Consider the following 17,158-nt stretch of genomic DNA (forward strand, 5'->3'; position numbering starts at 1 on the left):
GCGGCCTATTTTGCCGCGCTCACCCGCCAGATCACATTGCCGACGTCGTCGGCGACCAGCAGCGCGCCGGCGGCATCGGTGATCACCCCCACCGGGCGGCCACGCGCAGTCTTTCCGTCTGGGCCGAGGAAGCCGGTGAGCAGGTCTACCGGCTTGGCGTTGCGAACCGGGAAGCCGTTGTCGGCGAAGGGAACGTAGACGACCTTGTAGCCCGAGGGCGGTTGGCGGTTCCACGAGCCGTGCAGGCCCACGAAAGCGCCGTTGGACCATTTGTCGCCGAGCTTGGCGTCCGCGGCGAAGGTGAGACCCAGCGGCGCGGTATGGGCGCCGAGCGCGAAATCGGGGCGGCGGGTATATTCGCGCAGGTCCGGCCGGCCGGGGCTGACGCGCTTGTCGACATAGCCGCCCCAGTAATTCCACGGCCAGCCGTAGAAGGCGCCGAGATCGACCTGAGTCAGATAGTCGGGCGGCATGTCCGATCCGAGCATGTCGCGCTCGTTGACCACCGTCCACAGCGCGCCGCTGCGCGGCTCGAACGCCATGCCGTTGGGATTGCGCAGCCCCCAGGCATAGACGCGCGCGGTCTTGCGGTCCGGGAACACCTGCAGGATCATCGCGCGGCCGCCGCGCGCGCCCTGGGTCATCGGACCGCCGGCATATAGCCCGCCCTCGGCCTCGAGCCCGTTCTCGGCAATGTTGGAAGCGGAGCCCACGCTGACGAACAGGCTCTGCCCATCGGGCGCGGCGACGACGTTGCGCGCCCAATGGTTCGCGCCGCCCGCGAGATCGTAGATCTTCTCGGGCTTAGCGGTGATTTGCGTCTGGCCCGGCTGATAGGGGAAGCGTACCAGCGCGTCGGTGTTGGCGACGTAGAGCCAGTTGCCGACCAGCGCCATGCCGAACGGCGAGTTGAGTCCGGTGAGGAAAGCCGAGCGCTGGTCGGCGGCGCCGTCGCCGTTGGTATCGCGCAGCAGCGTGATGCGGTTGGCGGACGGGACGCCGGCGCCCGCTTGGCCCATCAGCGTGCGCATGATCCAGCCCTTGATCCCGCCGCCGTCGCGCGGGGGCGAGTTGGTCTCGGCGACGAGGATATCGCCATTGGGCAGGCGATAGAGCCAGCGGGGATGATCGAGTCCGCCCGCGAACGCGGCGACCTGGAGGCCGGCGGCCGGCGTGGGCTTGGCGCCGTTGGCCCAGCCGACCGGATCGGCGATCTGGACGGTCGGGATCTCCTCCGATCGCGCCTTGCTGAGCTGGGGCACGCGTCCCGTTACCGCCTGTTCGCTGAGCCGCGCCTTGTCGGGCTGCGCCAGCCACAGCCAAAGCCCCACGCCGAGCGCGACGAGAAGCGCCAGCACGATCAGGATGCGCTTGAGCATCGTATCTATTCCTCGACCGTAGTGAGCTGCCTGGGCGGATGAAGCCGCAGGCGCGTGACCTTGCGCGAATCACCCTCGACCACTTCGAGCTTCCAGCCGCTCTCATGCTCCAGGCATTCGCCGGGAGCGGGAACATGACCGGCGAGCACGAAGGCGAGGCCCCCCAGCGTATCGACATCCTCGTCGATCTCGCCGAGCCGCGCATCGACGGTCCGGGCGACATCCTCGAGCTCGGCGCGCGCGTCGGCCTCCCAGCCGCCGCCTTCGATCGGCACGAGCATCGCGACCGGCGCCTCGTCATGCTCGTCCTCGATCTCGCCGACGATCTCCTCGATCAGATCCTCGATAGTGATCAGCCCTTCGGTACCCGAATATTCGTCGAGCACGACCGCGAGGTGCGTGCGGCGGACGCGCATCTGCGCGAGCAGGTCGAGCGCGCCCATCGACTGGGGGACGTAGAGCGGCTGGCGGATCAGCCCCGCGATGCTCTCCGGGTGCGGAGCATCCTTGGCCAGGATCGCGAACACGTCCTTCACATGGACCATGCCGATGACTGTATCGAGCTCCTCGCGATAGACCGGCAGCCGGCTGTGCCCCGCCTCGGCAAAGGCCTGGACCAGGTCGGCGAAGCCGATGTCCTCGGGAACCGCGATGATGTCGGCGCGTGGAACGCCAACATCGCCCGCGTCGCGCTCGCCGAAGTGGAGCAGGTTCTTGAGCATCTGGCGCTCGATCGGCGCCAGGTCTCCGGCGGGGGCGCGGCCGTCCCCGTCCTCGTGCTCGTCGATCGCCTCCTCGATGCGATCGCGCAGCGTCTCTTCGGTTTCCTCACCGAACAGCAACGTGCGGATGCTCCGCCATATGCCGCCGGTCTCGTTCTGGGTCTCGTGGGTGCCGGTACTTTGTCCGGTACTACTGGGGCCCTCGGGCATGTTGGTCGTCAGTCCTCGCGAACGGGATAGGGGTCGTGCAGGCCGAGCTTGGCGAGCGCGGCGCGCTCCATGTCCTCCATCGCCTCGGCCTCGGCGTCCCCCAGGTGATCATAGCCTAGCAGATGGAGCACACCGTGGACAATCAGGTGGGTGGCATGATCCTCCACCGACACCTGGCGCTCGGCCGCCTCGGCGGCGCAGACGCCGTGCGCGAGGACGATGTCGCCCAGGATCACTTCGCCGTCGTCGCTGTTCTGCGTCACCGCATCGAGCAGGTCGGGCTGGATCATCGGGAAGGACAGCACGTTGGTGGGCTTGTCCTTGTCGCGATATTGTTTGTTGAGCGCGTGCACCTCTTCGTCGGAGGTCAGGCGGACGGCAATTTCGACGCAGGTTGGCCAGGCGAGCCATTCTGCGAACGGCGTCTGGCGGATCGCCGTCTCCGCCGCACGGGTGGCCAGCGCTTCCCACTCGCCCTCGGGCCAGGGGGATTCGGGCAGAGCGGCTACGTCAAGCATGGGACCAGGCCAGATCGGTGCGATCGAAATCATTGCCCTTGTAGAGCAGGCGTGCACCGTGCGCCTTGGCGCAGGCATAAGCGAAACAATCACCCATGTTCAGGCCGGCGGGATCACGACCCTTGCCGTAGCGGGAATAGGCATTCAGTGCGAGCTCGACCTCTTGCCGCTCGATCGGCACTATCCGGATCGAGCGCGCTTCCGCGAATGCGCGCAGCTCACCACCCGACCAGTCGGGCTCGCGACCATAGGAGCGTGAAAGCGCAGTCACCGTTTCCCACCATGCGACGGCCGAAGTGAGCCGATCGGAATCGGCATCGAACGCGTCAGCGAGCTGCTCGAAGCCGTCTTCCAGTTCGAGCATCGCGACCAGCGCGGAGGCATCGACGAAGAGCGTCACACATTCTCCTCGCCGCTCAGCCAATCGAAGAACACCTTGTCTGCCTTGGGCCCGGTCCGCGGCGGCAGCGGGTGGCGCTGCCGGAATTCGCGCAGCCACTCCGCTGTGGAGGTCGGAGAAGAAGCGGCCGGCAATTCGGCTTCGACGCGACGCAGCGCATTGCGCACGACTTCGGTCTTGGTCTTGCCCAGCCGCCGCGCGATCCGATCTGCGAGCTCAGCCGTCTCGCTGTCCTTGATATAGAGAGAAGCCATCGGAGCCTCCTAAAGGATATCCCAGATGTAGGACGGGATATCCCCACGTTCAAGCATCGCCGCCTTCATAGGCAGTGACGATCCGGCCGACGATCGGATGGCGCACCACATCGGCAGCGGTGAAGCGGCACATGGAAATACCCTCGATCCCTTCAAGCCGCGTCACGGCGTCGTTGAGCCCCGAGGCGCCGGGACCGCCGGGCAAGTCGACCTGCTTGGGATCGCCGCAGATCACCATTCGGCTGTTCGCGCCGAAGCGGGTGAGGAACATCTTCATCTGCGCAGGGGTGGTGTTCTGCGCCTCGTCGAGGATCACGAACGCGTCGGCCAGCGTGCGACCGCGCATGAAGGCAATCGGCGCGATCTCGATCTCGCCGCTCGCAATGCGCCGCTCGACCTGCTCGGGTGGCATGCAATCGTAGAGCGCGTCATAGATCGGGCGGAGATAGGGATCGACCTTTTCCTTCATGTCGCCGGGCAGGAAGCCTAGCCGCTCGCCTGCTTCCACCGCCGGTCGCGACAGGATCAGTCGCTGGACCGATCCCGTCATCAACTGTGCCACGGCCTGTGCGACGGCGAGATAGGTCTTGCCGGTGCCCGCCGGCCCGAGCGCGAAGATCATGTCGTTCGACACCAGCTCGCGCATGTAATGCGTCTGCGCGGCAGAGCGCGGCACAATCGTCTTGCGGCGCGTGCGGATCATGATCGGCGGGTTGCCTTCGCCACCCGCGTCCGCGCGGATGATGCCGGTGAGCGTCGGCTCGTTCGACATGGCGATCACGGCATCGACCAGCCCGCCGTCGATCTCCTCGCCGCGGATCACGCGGCTGTGGAGCTCCTGGAGCACTTCGCGCGCGTGCGCGACAGCCTCGGCGCTGCCTTCGATCACCACGCGCTGGCCACGTGCGTGGATGTAAACACCCAGCCGCTCCTCGAGCATCAGCAGGTTCGAATCATATTCGCCGAAGAGCTGCGGGAGGAGCTGGGGCTTGTCGAACGTCACCTCTACCCGGGAGCGTTCGCCGGACTGGGCGGGAACAGGCTTGCGGCTCATGCGGCTCCTTGGGGCGAGGGGGCAAAGTGAAGGGAGTCGCGCTCCATAATTTCACTTTGAAACAGGGGAGTCATGCGGCCCATCAGGGCGAAACCGGGGCGGAGGGCTGAGGTTCCGTTACGCATGAGTCGCAGTGACGATGGCAGAGGAAATCCTACAATGACAGGGGCTGGCGTGCGGCCTGCCGAATAAATTGCAGGTGTGATGGAGCGGCGACAGGGGCTCGCACAATCCTCCCCCGCCAGGGGGAGGTGGCGCCGAAGGCGACGGAAGGGGCGGATGCGAGACCGTTGCCGGCGTGCTTCCTCCCCCTCCGCCATGCTTCGCATGGCACCTCCCCCTGGCGGGGGAGGATCTTGGGAAGGATCAGGCGGCCGCCTTCACGCGCTCGACGCCCGCAAGCGAGTTCGGGTCGGCCCGGACGATTTCGACCTCGATCAGATCGCCGATCTTCGCGTCGGTCATCAGGTGGACCGACTGGAGCCAGGGCGACTTGCCCAGCATCTGGCCGGGCAGCTTGCCCTTGCGCTCGATCAGGATCCGACAGGTCTTGCCGAGCGTCGCGGCGTTGAAGGCCGCCTGATCGCGGTTGAGCGCGGCCTGGAGGCGCTGGAGGCGCTCGTCCATCACTTCCGCGGATACGAAGCCGTCGATCATCTCCGCTGCGGGGGTGCCGGGGCGGGGGCTGTATTTGAAGCTGAAGCACTGGGCATAGCCGACTGCGTCGACCAGGCTGAGCGTCTCTTCGAACTCGGCGTCGGTCTCATGCGGGAAGCCGACGATGAAATCCCCCGAGAGCGCGATGTCGGGCCGCGCGGCGCGGACCCGGTCGAGGATGCGCAGGTACGAATCGCGCGTGTGGCTACGGTTCATCGCCTTGAGGATGCGGTCGCTCCCCGCCTGCACCGGCAGATGGAGGAAGGGCATCAGCTTCTCCACCTCGGCATGCGCGCGGATCAGCCCTTCGCGCATGTCGTTGGGGTGGCTGGTGGTATAGCGGATGCGCGACAGCCCTTCGATCCGGTCGAGCGCTGCGATCAGGCCGTGCAGCCCGGTGCCGGCCTCGTCATCCCAGGCGTTGACGTTCTGGCCGAGCAAGGTGATCTCGCGCGCGCCGGCATCGACCAGCGCCTTGGCTTCGTCGACGATCGCTTGCGCCGGGCGGCTCACTTCGGCGCCGCGGGTATATGGCACCACGCAATAGGTGCAAAATTTGTCGCAGCCCTCCTGCACGGTGAGGAAGGCGGACGGGCCGACCTTGCGGCGCGATGGCAGCGCACCGAACTTGCTCATCGCCGGCATGTCGGTGTCGAGCGCCGACTTGCCAGCGGTGGCATCCGCCACGAGCTGGGGCAGGTTGTGATAGGCCTGGGGGCCGACGACGACATCGACCTTTGCCCGGCTGACGATCTCGGCGCCTTCGGCTTGCGCGACGCAGCCGGCGACGGCGATCATCGGGTCCTTGCCGTGCTTCCGCAGGCGGCCGATGTCCGAATAGACCTTCTCGGTCGCCTTCTCGCGGATGTGGCAGGTGTTGAGCACGACGAGATCGGCGGACTCGGCGTCGGGCGCGGCGATGAGCCCCTGCGCGGCCATCAGCTCGCCCATGCGCTCGCCGTCGTACACGTTCATCTGGCAGCCGAACGACTTGACGTGGAAGGTTTTAGGGGTCGGTTTCATGATCGGCGGGGCTATAGCGGTTGAAGCGGGCGATATTAAGCCCCTTCCCAGACACTGGCCCCGCCTCCTACTCCTCTCCTGAAGAGGGGCTTTTCACCTTATATCCGATCGCATTTTCGGCGAAGCGGAAGGGCCTGAGCGGTCCGCCCAGCGCCCTCGCCAGCGCCTCCTCGATGCGCCGCCGGCTCTCCGCGGCGATTGCCTTGCGGCCCGGGAAGTCGCGCGGATGGAAGGGCTCCAGGAAATGGATGCGCAGCTCGAAACTGCCGCGCCGCGCGAGCACCCGCTTCGCATTGTCGAGGCCGCGTTCCTGGCCGATCCAGCCGATATCCTCGCCGGTCGCACCATAATCGAGCATCACCGGCTGGACCAGTACGCCCGGCGGGGGAGGCTCGAGCACGCGCAGCATCGGCGTCTTGAACGGGAGCAGCGACTTGCCGTCGGTGGTCGTGCCCTCGGGGAAGATGGTGATCGCCCAATTGTCGGCGAGGGCGTCGCGGAGCTGGTTGATCTGCTCGGCCACGCCGAGGCGGTTTTCGCGCTTCACATAGACGGTGCGGTTGAGGCTCGCGAGCCAGCCGACCACCGGCGCTTCGCCGATCTCCGCCTTGGCGACGAAGGCCGTGCCGCTCGCGCCGCCGAGCGCGAGGATGTCGATCCAGCTGATGTGGTTGGAGACGTAGAAGACGTCGCGCTTGAGGGGCGTGCCGACCCGTCGCACGCGCGCACCGCAGATCCGCGCGGCCGTGCCGAGGAAATGGCGCGGCCAGGGCGAGGGGAGGCGAAACAGGCGGAACAGATAGTGGAGCGGTACGAAGACCAGCACTGCGGCGACCAGCATCGCGATGCGCAGGCCTGCCCGCATCTGTTCGATCGGCGTGAGGCGGGTCGGAATGCCCGCGGCGGCGGCCTCGCGTTTGGAGTCGGCGGCCGTCATGCCGATGCTCAGCTCTTGCGGTCGAGCGTGACTCCGTAGAGCTCCATCCGGTGGTCGACCAGCCGGAAGCCCAGCCGCTCGGCGATCTGCTTCTGGAGCAGCTCGAGCTCGGGATCGACGAACTCGATCACTTCGCCGGTCTCGACGTTGATCAGATGATCGTGATGCGCCTCGGGCGAAGGCTCGTAGCGCGCGCGGCCGTCGCCGAAATCGTGCCGGTCCAAGATGCCGGCCTCTTCGAACAGGCGCACGGTGCGATAGACCGTGGCGATCGAGATGCCCGGATCGATCGCGGAGGCGCGCTCATAGACTTTCTCGACGTCCGGATGATCTTCGGCGTCGGAAAGGACGCGCGCGATCACCTTGCGCTGTTCAGTGATGCGCAGTCCTTTTTCGTGGCACAGGGCCTCGAGATCGATCTTCCTCGGCATGGGCACGATGTAGCTACAATGGAGCCGCTCGAAAAGGCCCCCGATGCCGGAAAGCAAGGCGCCGGCCGGGGACGGTCCCCGGCCGGCGCGATCTGCTGCCCGAAGGCGCGGCGGCTTAGCGCGTCTTGCGGCGCTTGGTGCCCAGGCCGATCTTCTTCGCCAGGGTGCGGCGCTGCTCGGCATAGTTGGGGGCGACCATCGGATAGTCGGCCGGCAGGTTCCACTTGGCGCGATACTGTTCCGGCGTCATCTGATAGTGCGTCATCAGGTGGCGCTTGAGCATCTTGAGCTTCTTGCCGTCCTCGAGGCACACGATGTAGTCGGGCTTGACCGACGAGCGGATCGAAACGGCCGGCTCCTGCTTGACTTCCGGCGCCGCCGCGGGGCGGCCGAGGCCGGCAAGCGCGCCGTGCACGTTCTGGATGAGAACAGGAAGATCCGAAACAGCAACGCTGTTGTTACTGACATGCGCGGCAACAATATCCGCAGTGAGCGTTACCAACGTTTCCTGAATGTCCGACTGAGATTCCATGATTATCCTTTCGACCCGATATTGGGCGACCTGGGAGGGTTGCCAAGGTGCCGTATCGGGCTCCGGTAAAGCGAACGCAAGCCCATTGACGATCAGTTAACAATATTTTTGGGACAGATTTAGGGCAAATGTCTGAGCGTCGAACAGTTGTCCACCCTTGCCTCTATAATAATTCGGCCGGTCTCCGACTTTGTCGAATCCTTCGCGCCGGTATAGCCTCACCGCATCGTTTCCTGAACGAACCTCGAGATGAAGCTGAACGACTCCGCGCGACTGGGCTTCGGCGATCACGGCACGGAGCAGCGCGCCGCCCACGCCGCGCCGGCGCGCCGCGGGACTGGTGGCGAGCAGCAGCAGCTCGGCCTCGTCGGCGATCGCGCGCGCCAGGGCGAAGCCCACATCGTGACCGTCCAGGCTGGCGATGACCAACCACACGCCGGGAAGCGCGAACATCCCCATGCACTGCGCCGGCGTCCACGCCTCGCCGTAGCGCGGGTCGAACGCCTCCTGCATGACCCGGGCGACCGAGGCGAGATCCTGCGGACCGCCTTCGCGCAGCTCGGTGAGGTTGACCGTCGTGCTCACGCCAGCCCTCGTTCGGCGAGCGTCTTCGCGTCGGGCGCGCGGCCGTAGATTGGACGAGCGGGGAGGGCGGCGAATGCAGCGGGAAGGAAGTGCGCGTCTGCGGCCGCAGGCAGCGCCTCGCGCAGGTCGAGCCCTTCGGCAAGTGGAGCGAGGAAGCGCACGCCGCTGCCGATCGCCGGACGGCCTTCGAGCGCGGCGAGCGCGTCCGCCGGAACGAGCGAGCGGAACGCCCCCTCTTCGCGGAACGGTGAGGATGCGAAGGCCTGCATGAAGACCTCACCGTGGCCTCCTTCGAGCACCACGGCAAGCAGGGGCAAATCCGGATGCGCGGCGAAACCGGCTGCGGCGAGCAGGGCGAGCGACGAATAGCCGAAGACCTCGGCGCCCCAGCCGATCGCGAGCCCCCGCGCGGCGGCCAGGCCCACCCGCACGCCGGTGAAGCTGCCGGGGCCAACATCGACCAGGATGCGATCGGCGCGGCCCTGCCCGGGCAGCCCCGCGATCATCGGCACCAGCCGCTCGGCATGGCCGCGGCCGACGACTTCGTGGCGCGACGCGACGACCTCGCCGCTCCGCAGCAGCGCGACCGAGCAGGCTGCCGTCGCCGTCTCGATGACGAGCGTAGTCAAATCGTCAGAGGACGCGATTGAACCGCTCGAACTCGGGGCGGGGGCTGCGGCCGAAGATTGTGGAAGGATCGCCATGTCCGATGGTCGCAATGAAGTTGCTCTTCACGCTCGGCTGGTCCGCAAAGAAGGCCGCGTCAACATCTGCATGACGGATTCCCGACATGGGACCGGTATCGAAGCCCAGTGCGCGGGCTGCGATCAGCAGATACGCGCCCTGTAGCGAGCCGTTGCGCATCGCATGGACCTTGCGGTCCTCCAGGTCGGGGAACCAGCTCTTCGCATCGGTGTGGGGGAAGAGCCAGGGAAGCTGCTCGTGATAGTCCCAATCCATCGCGATGATCACCGTCGCCGGCGCCTTGCGGATCTTGTCCGGGTTCGCTCCGGTGGCGAGATCGGCGAGCTTGTCCTTCGCCTCCTGGCTCAGCAGCCAGAGGAAGCGGGCAGGCTGCGAGTTGGCCGAGGTCGGGCCCATCTTGAGCAGATCGTAGATGCGGCGGATATCGGCTTCAGTGACCGGTTCGTCGGTGTAGCCGTTGTAGCTGCGCGCGGTACGAAAGATCGTATCCAGCCCCGCATCGTCGAGGGGATGGCCCATATTGCGACCCTTTCTTTGGTTTTGGCTGCTTAGATTGCGCGGACTTCGGTGACTTCCGGCACGTAATATTTGAGCAGCTGCTCGATCCCGTTCTTGAGCGTCGCGGTCGACGAGGGGCAGCCCGAGCAGGCGCCCTGCATCTGGAGATAGACCTTGCCCTGATCGAACCCGCGATAGACGATGTCGCCGCCGTCGTTGGCCACCGCCGGGCGGATGCGTGTCTCGATCAGCTCGCGGATCTGCGCGACGACATCGGCGTCCTCGGGATTGTCGGAGAACTCGGCGCCTTCGGGCGGGACGGAGATCGCGGCGGCGCTGCCGGGGCGGAACAGCGGCATGTTGGCCGAGAAATGGTCGAGCAGGATCGCGAGCACGTCGGGCTTGAGATCGAACCACTCGACTCCGGGCGCGGCAGTGACCGAGATGAAGTCCCGGCCGAAGAACACGCCGGTCACGTCGCCCAGCGCGAACAGCGCATCGGCGAGCGGCGATGCTTCGGCTTCTTCGGGGGTGGCGAAGTCGCGCGTGCCTGCTTCCATCACGACGCGTCCGGGCAGGAACTTGAGCGTCGCGGGATTGGGCGTGGGTTCGGTCTCGATCAGCATGCCCGCCATGTGGCCCCTGGCAGGCCTGGGATCAAGCAGGCGGCGCGAAACGCTGCGTTGCCGCCGGACTTACTCGCCGTCCTTGCGAGTGGCGTTGGTCACGTCGCGGTCGTGGCCGCTCTTGTCGCTGAAGAAGGCGGCTGCGAACAATCCGCAGCCGAGCAGCGTGGAGAGGAATACGCCGCCGATCGCCGCGAGCACGGCGGAGGGATAGAGCGCGTCGTAAAGTGATAGATAGAAGAGCGCGCCGATCACCATCAGCACCGCGATCAGCGCGATCCACAGGATCATTCGCCGGAATTCCTTCCAGGCCTTCTCGTCGACGGTACGCACGATCGCTTCCTTTTGCGCTGTTCAGCGGCATGTAGGGACAGCGACCGGCGACCTCAATTGTTCAAATTGTCCCACCCTCGGGTTGCGGCGTTCCAGCGCTGCAGGTTCGACCGCGCCTCCTGCACGAAGGCCGAGCGGCGCACGACCCCCAGGAACTTTTCGGCGAGCCAGCGGCCGGGCTGGCGAAGCGGCCGGCGGAACTGGATGAGCAGCACCACCCGCGTCCCTGCGGTGTCGTTCCATACTTCATGGTCATAGGTGTCGTCGAACACCAAAGTCTCGCCCTCCGCCCAGCGCACCACTCGGTCGCCGACGCGCATCCGGACGTCGCCGTCGCGCGGCACAATCAGTCCCAGGTGGCAGGTGATCAGCCCCTTGGTGACGCCGCGGTGCGCCGGGATATGCGTGCCGGGGGTGAGGATCGAGAAAAAGGCGGTGTTGAGCCCGGGGATCTGCTCCACCAGCCGTGCAGTGACCGGGCAGCGCGCGATATTCTCCTCGATCCGGTAGCCATAGCCCCAGAGGAAGAACGAGCGCCACCGGCTGATCCGCGCGATCGCGCGGTGATCGGGCGAGATGGTGGCGAGCGAGGGTGCGGGGATCCGGGTGAGCGCCGCCTGGGCGGCCTCGTCGCGGATCGCTTCCCAATTGGCGCGGAGCATCTCGGTCCAGGGAAAGTCGCGCACGTCGAGCACCGGCGCATTCGACGCGACCGAGGACCGCGCGATCAGGCGATCGACCGGGCCGCGCAGATGCTTGCCGTATTTGACCAGCCACGGGCGGTCGGGATCGGCTGCAAGCGGCCGGGCTGAGTCGCGGCGTTCGGAGACCAGCATGAGCGCAGGCGCCGGCCGCGCCCGCGCCCGTGCCTCGCCGCTCACCCCCGGCGCTTCGCTCCCCTTCGCTCTCAGCGTCACTGCAAACCCACTCGAACCAAATCGCCTGCGGATCGGAAACCGGCCGACCCGAGGCTGCGCAGCCTATGCCGCGAGTCGGGACCAAATCATGGCGGCCGCAAGGAAATAGGGCGGGCCTTGCCGTACATGTGGCGGAAAGCTTCAAGCTGGCATGGGCGGCGCTTCGCCATTACACGAGACGCCATGCTTCGCTTCCTGCGGCTTCCGCTCCTCGCCTCGCTTGCCCTCGTCAGCCTGAGCCCGACGCTGCCGGTGCAGGCGCAGACCGCGCCTCTGCCGGTCCAGACCGCCGACGATCCCTGGCTCTACAAGGGCAGCGATCTCGTCCACGACACCGAATGGAAGTTCGGCAGGCTTCCCAATGGGCTGCGCTATGCGGTGCGCAAGAACGGCGTGCCGCCGGGCCAGGTCTCGGTGCGCGTGCGGATCGACGCTGGCTCGCTCCACGAACGCGACAACGAGCGCGGCTATGCGCATTTGCTCGAGCATCTCTCGTTCCGCGGTTCGGTGCACGTGCCCGACGGCGAATCGAAGCGCATCTGGCAGCGGCTCGGCGTGACCTTCGGGTCGGACAGCAACGCGAGCACGACCTTCACCCAGACGGTCTACAAGCTCGACCTGCCGATGGCGACGCCGCAGGGGCTGGACGAGAGCTTCAAGATTCTTTCGGGCATGATGACCGGCCCCAGCATCAGCCAGCAGTCGCTCGATGCCGAGCGGCCGGTGGTGCTCGCCGAAGCGCGCGAGCAGCCGGGTGCGCAGCAGCGGCTGCAGGACGCGATGCTCGACCTGATGTTCGCCGGCCAGCCGGTGGCGGACCGCGAGCCGATCGGCACCACCGAGACGCTGGCTGCCGCGACTCCGGCGAGCGTCGAGGCGTTCCACAATCGCTGGTACCGGCCCGAACGCGCCGTGGTGATCGTAGTCGGCGATGTCGATACGGCGGTGCTCGAGGGGCTGGTGCAGAAGCATTTCTCCGCCTGGAAGGGTGAAGGTCCCACCACGCCGAGCCCCGATTTCGGTAAACCGAGCGAGGGGCATCCGGTTGCCGCCACCACCGTCGAGCCGGGGCTCCAGCCGCTGGTGATGATGTCGACCGTGCGGCCGTGGACCGTCTTCTCGGACACGGTGATCTTCAACCAGAAGCGCATGGTCGATCTGGTTGCGATCCGCATCATCAACCGCCGCCTCGAATCGCGCGCACGATCGGGCGGCAGCTTCATCGCCGCCGGGGCGGACCTCAGCGATGTGGCGCGCTCGGCGAACATGACGACGGTGCAGGTGCTTCCGGTCGGCGACGACTGGCAGGCTGCGCTGCGCGACGTGCGCGGCGTGATCGCCGATGCGCAGGCTGCACCGCCGACCCAGGCCGAGATCAACCGCGAGCTCGCCGAGATCGAAGTCCAGATGAAGCAGCGGATCAGCACCGCGCCGGTCGAAGCGGGCATGAAGCTGGCCGACGATCTGGTCGAGGCAGTCGACATCAACGAGACGGTGACCACGCCCCAGGCGAGCTACGACATCCTCAAGACTGCGATCGCCGCCAACATGTTCACGCCGGAGACGGTGCTCGCCGCCTCGCGCCGGGTGTTCGAGGGAACGGCTACGCGCGCGCTGGTCAACACGCGCACGCCCGACCCCGATGCGCTGGGCAAGCTTACCGCTGCGATCAAGGAGGAAGTCACGTCGAGTGGCGCGCGCCGCGTGTTCGCCGATGTGAACTTCGATCAGCTCCCCAAGCTCGGCAAGCCGGGCACGGTGACGAGTCGCACCATGGCGATTCCGGGGCTGCAGGTAGAGAAGGTGGTCTTCTCCAACGGCGTCAACCTGCTGATGCGGCAGGACGCCTCCGAGGTCGGCAAGGTCTATGTCAACGTCCGTTTCGGGCGCGGCATCAACGCGATCCCCCCCAAGGGCGAGACGCCGGCATGGGCGGGCGAGATGGCGCTGGTCGCCGGCGGCATCGGCAAGCTCGGCCAGGAGGAGCTCGATGCGCTGATCGGCAAGCGCCAGATGGGTTTCCAGTTCGACGTGGCCGAGGACGCATTCAAGTTCGTCGGCCAGACCAACAAGGAGGATCTGGCGGATCAGCTCCGCCTGTTCGCCGCCAAGCTCGCGCACCCGGCCTGGGATCCCAATCCGGTGCTGCGGGCAAAGGCGGGTGTGCTCTCGGGCTATGCCGGCCTGTCCTCGTCGCCCGACGCCGTGATCGGCCGCGATCTCGAGCGGCTGACGCACGACAATGATCCGCGCTGGGGCATCCCGCCGCGGGAAGTGATCGAGGCGACCACGCCCGAAGCGTTCCGCAAGTTCTGGGAACCGCTGCTCGCCACCGGCCCGATCGAAGTCGAAGTGTTCGGCGACATGGATTCGGAGGCGACCGTAAAGGCCGTGGCCGAGACTTTCGGCGCACTGAAGCCGCGCCCCGCTGCGGTGACGCCGGCGCCGCTGGTGCGCTTCCCCGCGCACGTCACCACCCCGGTGGTCCGCACGCACAGCGGCAAGCCCGATCAGGCGGCGGCGGTGATCGCCTGGCCGACCGGCGGCGGCAGCGCCGGGATCAGCGAGAGCCGCAAGCTCGACATCCTCGCCGCAGTGTTCCGCGACCGGATGATCGAGCAGCTCCGCAGCAAGGCGGGCCTGAGCTATTCGCCGCAAGTGGCGAGCCAGTGGCCGCTCGGCATGGGCGGGGGCGGCAAGCTGATCGCGCTCGGGCTGGTGTCGCCCGACAAGACCGGCGTCTTCTTCGATCTTGCCCGCGGCATCGCCGCCGATCTCGCCGCCAAGCCGATCGACGACGACGAGCTTGCCCGCGCACTCCAGCCGATCAAACAGCAGATACTGCGGTCGTCGAGCGGCAACATGTTCTGGATGCGCCTGGTCGAGGGCGGCTCGTTCGATCCGGCGCGCATCGCCTCGGTCGATACGCTTCCCGCCGACATCGCCCGCACCACTCCGGCCGAACTCCAGGCGCTCGCCGCCAAATATCTCCGGCCCGAGAAGGACTGGACGATGGTGGTGGTGCCGGAGAAGGCGGAGCGCTGAGGCTGCCTCGTCGATCCTCCCCCGCCAGGGGGAGGTGGCAGCCGAAGGCTGACGGAGGGGGCGGAAAGCGATCAGCCCTGCAATTTGTCCCGTCTCTCGGCTGCGGTCATGACGATGTGGTGAACAGCGCCTTCGAGGTTCGCCAGCACTTCCTGCGCCGGGTAACGCAGCACCCGTACACCCTGCGATGCGAGCCAATCGTCGCGCACCCTATCGCGCTCCGGCCGATCGCCGCGATCATGCGCTTCGCCGTCGACCTCGATCGCCAGCATCGCGGGCGCACAGTAGAAATCCAGCACATAGTTGCCGGCCGAATGTTGTTTGCGGAAGCGCAAACCGGCTCCGTTTTGACGGAGAGCCAGCCAAAGACCGATCTCCAGCGATGTCATTTCCTTACGAAGGCGCTTTGCGTTTCGCCGGCCGTCTCCCCCTTGAGCCGTATCGCCGTCCTCCCCCTCCGTCAGGCTGCGCCTGCCACCCCCCCCTGGCGGGGGAGGATTGGTTTCAATCCTCAATACAGCGCGTCCAGCCTCGCCCCGTACACCTTCTTGAGCACGTGGCGGCGGATCTTGAGGCTGGGGGTCAGCTGCTCGTTCTCGATCGTGAACGGCTCGTCGGCGATGATGAACTTGCGCACGCGCTCGATTACCGAAAGGTCGCGGTTCACGCGTTCCACTGCATGGCCGAGTGCGGCCTTGTAGTCGGGGTCGTGTGCCAGCTCGCGGAAATCGCATTTGGCGGCGGTCTTGGCGCACCATTCCTGCGTCCATTCCGGATCGGGGACGATCACCGCGGTCATATAGGGCTTCTTGTCGCCCGCGATCATCGCCTGGACGATTTCGGGCTGGAGAGTGAGCATTCCCTCCACCTTCTGGGGCGCGACATTGTCGCCCTTGTCGTTGACGATGATGTCCTTCTTGCGGTCGGTGATCTTGATCCGGCCCTTCTCGTCGATCAGCCCGATGTCGCCGGTGTGGAGCCAGCCGTCCTTGAGCACGCGGCCGGTCTCGGTCTCGTTGCGCCAATAGCCGTGCATCACCAGTTCGCCGCGCACGAGGATTTCGCCGTCCTCGGCGATCTTGACCTTGACGCCCTCGAGCGGCGGGCCGACCGTGTCGTGCTTGAGCCCTGCCTTGGGGCGGTTGCACGAGATCACCGGCGCGGCCTCGGTCTGGCCATAGCCCTGGAGGAAGGTGAGCCCCAGCGATTCGAAGAAAACGCCGACCTCGGGGTTGAGCGGCGCGCCGCCGGAGACCATCGCCTTCATCCGGCCGCCGAAGCGCTTGGCGAGCTTGGGCTTGAGCGTCGCGCCCAGCAGCAGGTTCATCGGCAGATCGGCGACCGAGCCGGTGCCTGCGGCCTTCTTCCCGCCGAGCCGGACGGCCTGGTCGAGCAGGAAGCTGGCGACGCGGCCCTGCTTCTCCACCTGCTTGGTGATGCGCGTGCGCAGTACCTCGAACAGGCGCGGGACCACCACCATGATCGTGGGGCGCACCTCCTCGATGTTCGAAGCGAGCTTCTCGAGCCCTTCGGAATAATAGATCTGCCCGCCGAGCGCGATCGGGAAGTGCTGCCCGCCGGTGTGCTCATAGGCGTGGGAGAGGGGAAGGAACGAGAGGAACACTTCGTCGTCCCAGCCGAAATCCTCCGAGATGATCGTGGTGCATCCCTGGCAATTGTGCAGGATCGCGCCGTGGTGCTGCATCACGCCGCGCGGGGAGCCGCCGGTGCCGCTGGTGTAGATGATGCAGGCAAGGTCCTCGCGCTTGAAGCTCGCCTTCGCCGCCACCGTATCGGGATCGGCGGGGTGGCGCGCGATCAGCTCGCCCCAGTTGTGAAAATCCATCGCACCCGATTGCGCGGCGCGCACGTCGTCGATCCCGATCACCATCCGTGCCGAGGACGAGCGGATCGCCGCCGGCAGCAGCGTGCGCGCGAGCTTGGCATTGGAGACCACGATCGCACACGCGCCCGAATTCTCGATGATGTGCTGGTGGTCGCGCTCGGTGTTGGTGGTGTAGGTCGGCACGGTCACGCAGCCCGCGGCCATGACTGCAAGATCGGTGATGCACCATTCGGGGCGGTTCTCGGCAACCAGCATCACGCGGTCGCCGGGCTTTAGCCCCAGATCCTGGAAGGCGGTGGCCAGGCTCGCCACCTTGCGTGTCGCCTCCGCCCAACTCGTCGATTTCCAGCCGTCGTCCGTCTTGTGCCACAGGAACGGCTTGTCGCCGAGTTCGCGCGCGCGGGTGAAGAACATCTCCACCAGATTGTTGAAATGTTCGAGCTTGCGCATTCCTCTACCCCCTCGGGCGCCCCTGTTGCGCCCGTT

Annotated in this window: 19 protein-coding genes; 1 reads left to right on the top strand and 18 read right to left on the bottom strand. The window is 66.6% G+C overall.

Translation table 11 applies throughout. The features are described from left to right. Positions 1–5: 5 nt before the first annotated feature. From ACMGDH_RS06685 to ACMGDH_RS06760, 16 genes are all read right to left on the bottom strand, one after another. Positions 6–1,379 (bottom strand): PQQ-dependent sugar dehydrogenase, encoded by a 1,374-nt coding sequence (locus ACMGDH_RS06685; RefSeq protein ID WP_436827120.1) that lies wholly within the window; start codon positions 1,377–1,379, stop codon positions 6–8. 5 nt (positions 1,380–1,384) lie between these two features. After that, positions 1,385–2,311 (bottom strand): hemolysin family protein, encoded by a 927-nt coding sequence (locus ACMGDH_RS06690; RefSeq protein WP_436827121.1) that lies wholly within the window; start codon positions 2,309–2,311, stop codon positions 1,385–1,387. 8 nt (positions 2,312–2,319) lie between these two features. Continuing rightward, positions 2,320–2,829 carry an rRNA maturation RNase YbeY gene (gene ybeY, locus ACMGDH_RS06695; RefSeq protein WP_436827122.1) on the bottom strand — a complete coding sequence of 170 codons (510 nt, stop codon included), beginning with the start codon at positions 2,827–2,829 and terminating at the stop codon, positions 2,320–2,322. Next, on the bottom strand, positions 2,822–3,229 hold the full coding sequence (locus ACMGDH_RS06700) for a type II toxin-antitoxin system VapC family toxin (protein WP_436827123.1): 408 nt from the start codon (positions 3,227–3,229) through the stop codon (positions 2,822–2,824). The genes ybeY and ACMGDH_RS06700 overlap by 8 nt, the downstream gene beginning before the upstream one ends. After that, entirely contained in the window at positions 3,226–3,483 is a 258-nt protein-coding gene (locus ACMGDH_RS06705; protein ID WP_436827124.1) for a type II toxin-antitoxin system VapB family antitoxin, read from the bottom strand. Before ACMGDH_RS06705 ends, ACMGDH_RS06700 begins: the two co-directional genes overlap by 4 nt. Before the next feature lie 49 nt (positions 3,484–3,532). Next, entirely contained in the window at positions 3,533–4,537 is a 1,005-nt protein-coding gene (locus tag ACMGDH_RS06710; RefSeq protein WP_436827125.1) for a PhoH family protein, read from the bottom strand. Positions 4,538–4,903: 366 nt separating this feature from the next. Continuing rightward, complete coding sequence (gene miaB / locus ACMGDH_RS06715) at positions 4,904–6,217, bottom strand: tRNA (N6-isopentenyl adenosine(37)-C2)-methylthiotransferase MiaB (protein ID WP_436827126.1); 1,314 nt, start codon at positions 6,215–6,217, stop codon at positions 4,904–4,906. 67 nt (positions 6,218–6,284) lie between these two features. After that, complete coding sequence (locus ACMGDH_RS06720) at positions 6,285–7,154, bottom strand: lysophospholipid acyltransferase family protein (RefSeq protein ID WP_436827127.1); 870 nt, start codon at positions 7,152–7,154, stop codon at positions 6,285–6,287. Between the two features lie 8 nt (positions 7,155–7,162). Then, a complete protein-coding gene (locus ACMGDH_RS06725; protein WP_436827241.1) occupies positions 7,163–7,585 on the bottom strand; it encodes a Fur family transcriptional regulator in 423 nt (140 codons plus the stop codon). Positions 7,586–7,700: 115 nt separating this feature from the next. After that, the gene (locus tag ACMGDH_RS06730) at positions 7,701–8,117 is read right to left on the bottom strand and encodes a Ros/MucR family transcriptional regulator (protein WP_436827128.1); all 417 of its coding nucleotides are present in this window, start codon (positions 8,115–8,117) and stop codon (positions 7,701–7,703) included. Between the two features lie 96 nt (positions 8,118–8,213). Then, on the bottom strand, positions 8,214–8,702 hold the full coding sequence (locus ACMGDH_RS06735) for a GNAT family N-acetyltransferase (RefSeq protein ID WP_436827129.1): 489 nt from the start codon (positions 8,700–8,702) through the stop codon (positions 8,214–8,216). Continuing rightward, on the bottom strand, positions 8,699–9,331 hold the full coding sequence (gene tsaB, locus ACMGDH_RS06740; RefSeq protein ID WP_436827130.1) for a tRNA (adenosine(37)-N6)-threonylcarbamoyltransferase complex dimerization subunit type 1 TsaB: 633 nt from the start codon (positions 9,329–9,331) through the stop codon (positions 8,699–8,701). Before tsaB ends, ACMGDH_RS06735 begins: the two co-directional genes overlap by 4 nt. A 4-nt stretch (positions 9,332–9,335) precedes the next feature. Beyond that, positions 9,336–9,926 (bottom strand): malonic semialdehyde reductase, encoded by a 591-nt coding sequence (locus ACMGDH_RS06745; RefSeq protein ID WP_436827131.1) that lies wholly within the window; start codon positions 9,924–9,926, stop codon positions 9,336–9,338. A 29-nt stretch (positions 9,927–9,955) separates the two neighbouring features. Further along, on the bottom strand, positions 9,956–10,531 hold the full coding sequence (locus tag ACMGDH_RS06750; protein WP_436827242.1) for a NifU family protein: 576 nt from the start codon (positions 10,529–10,531) through the stop codon (positions 9,956–9,958). Positions 10,532–10,600: 69 nt separating this feature from the next. Next, positions 10,601–10,864 (bottom strand): hypothetical protein, encoded by a 264-nt coding sequence (locus tag ACMGDH_RS06755; protein WP_436827132.1) that lies wholly within the window; start codon positions 10,862–10,864, stop codon positions 10,601–10,603. Between the two features lie 53 nt (positions 10,865–10,917). Continuing rightward, positions 10,918–11,781 (bottom strand): aspartyl/asparaginyl beta-hydroxylase domain-containing protein, encoded by an 864-nt coding sequence (locus tag ACMGDH_RS06760; protein WP_436827133.1) that lies wholly within the window; start codon positions 11,779–11,781, stop codon positions 10,918–10,920. Between the two features lie 183 nt (positions 11,782–11,964). On the opposite strand from ACMGDH_RS06760, the gene ACMGDH_RS06765 reads away from it, so the two are divergent. Beyond that, the gene (locus ACMGDH_RS06765; protein ID WP_436827134.1) at positions 11,965–14,826 is read left to right on the top strand and encodes a M16 family metallopeptidase; all 2,862 of its coding nucleotides are present in this window, start codon (positions 11,965–11,967) and stop codon (positions 14,824–14,826) included. A gap of 71 nt (positions 14,827–14,897) precedes the next feature. Here ACMGDH_RS06765 and ACMGDH_RS06770 read toward each other — a convergent pair whose 3' ends face one another. After that, positions 14,898–15,290, bottom strand: a complete 393-nt coding sequence (locus ACMGDH_RS06770; protein ID WP_436827243.1) for an endonuclease domain-containing protein — start codon at positions 15,288–15,290, stop codon at positions 14,898–14,900. Positions 15,291–15,337: 47 nt separating this feature from the next. After that, the gene (locus ACMGDH_RS06775; RefSeq protein WP_436827135.1) at positions 15,338–17,122 is read right to left on the bottom strand and encodes an AMP-dependent synthetase/ligase; all 1,785 of its coding nucleotides are present in this window, start codon (positions 17,120–17,122) and stop codon (positions 15,338–15,340) included. Positions 17,123–17,158 lie beyond the last annotated feature (36 nt).

Origin of the sequence: Sphingomonas radicis (genome assembly GCF_051400635.1) — a bacterium.
Lineage (GTDB): Bacteria > Pseudomonadota > Alphaproteobacteria > Sphingomonadales > Sphingomonadaceae > Sphingomonas.

What these genes read in the sequence shown, in the direction of transcription:
- miaB (WP_436827126.1), bottom strand. Translation starts at nt 6,217, where the DNA reads ATGAAACCGACCCCTAAAACCTTCCACGTCAAGTCGTTCGGCTGCCAG.
- ACMGDH_RS06685 (WP_436827120.1), bottom strand. Translation starts at nt 1,379, where the DNA reads ATGCTCAAGCGCATCCTGATCGTGCTGGCGCTTCTCGTCGCGCTCGGC.
- ACMGDH_RS06690 (WP_436827121.1), bottom strand. Translation starts at nt 2,311, where the DNA reads ATGCCCGAGGGCCCCAGTAGTACCGGACAAAGTACCGGCACCCACGAG.
- ACMGDH_RS06765 (WP_436827134.1), top strand. Translation starts at nt 11,965, where the DNA reads ATGCTTCGCTTCCTGCGGCTTCCGCTCCTCGCCTCGCTTGCCCTCGTC.
- ACMGDH_RS06710 (WP_436827125.1), bottom strand. Translation starts at nt 4,537, where the DNA reads ATGAGCCGCAAGCCTGTTCCCGCCCAGTCCGGCGAACGCTCCCGGGTA.
- ACMGDH_RS06745 (WP_436827131.1), bottom strand. Translation starts at nt 9,926, where the DNA reads ATGGGCCATCCCCTCGACGATGCGGGGCTGGATACGATCTTTCGTACC.
- ybeY (WP_436827122.1), bottom strand. Translation starts at nt 2,829, where the DNA reads ATGCTTGACGTAGCCGCTCTGCCCGAATCCCCCTGGCCCGAGGGCGAG.
- ACMGDH_RS06720 (WP_436827127.1), bottom strand. Translation starts at nt 7,154, where the DNA reads ATGACGGCCGCCGACTCCAAACGCGAGGCCGCCGCCGCGGGCATTCCG.
- ACMGDH_RS06730 (WP_436827128.1), bottom strand. Translation starts at nt 8,117, where the DNA reads ATGGAATCTCAGTCGGACATTCAGGAAACGTTGGTAACGCTCACTGCG.
- ACMGDH_RS06725 (WP_436827241.1), bottom strand. Translation starts at nt 7,585, where the DNA reads ATGCCGAGGAAGATCGATCTCGAGGCCCTGTGCCACGAAAAAGGACTG.
- ACMGDH_RS06705 (WP_436827124.1), bottom strand. Translation starts at nt 3,483, where the DNA reads ATGGCTTCTCTCTATATCAAGGACAGCGAGACGGCTGAGCTCGCAGAT.
- ACMGDH_RS06775 (WP_436827135.1), bottom strand. Translation starts at nt 17,122, where the DNA reads ATGCGCAAGCTCGAACATTTCAACAATCTGGTGGAGATGTTCTTCACC.
- ACMGDH_RS06750 (WP_436827242.1), bottom strand. Translation starts at nt 10,531, where the DNA reads ATGCTGATCGAGACCGAACCCACGCCCAATCCCGCGACGCTCAAGTTC.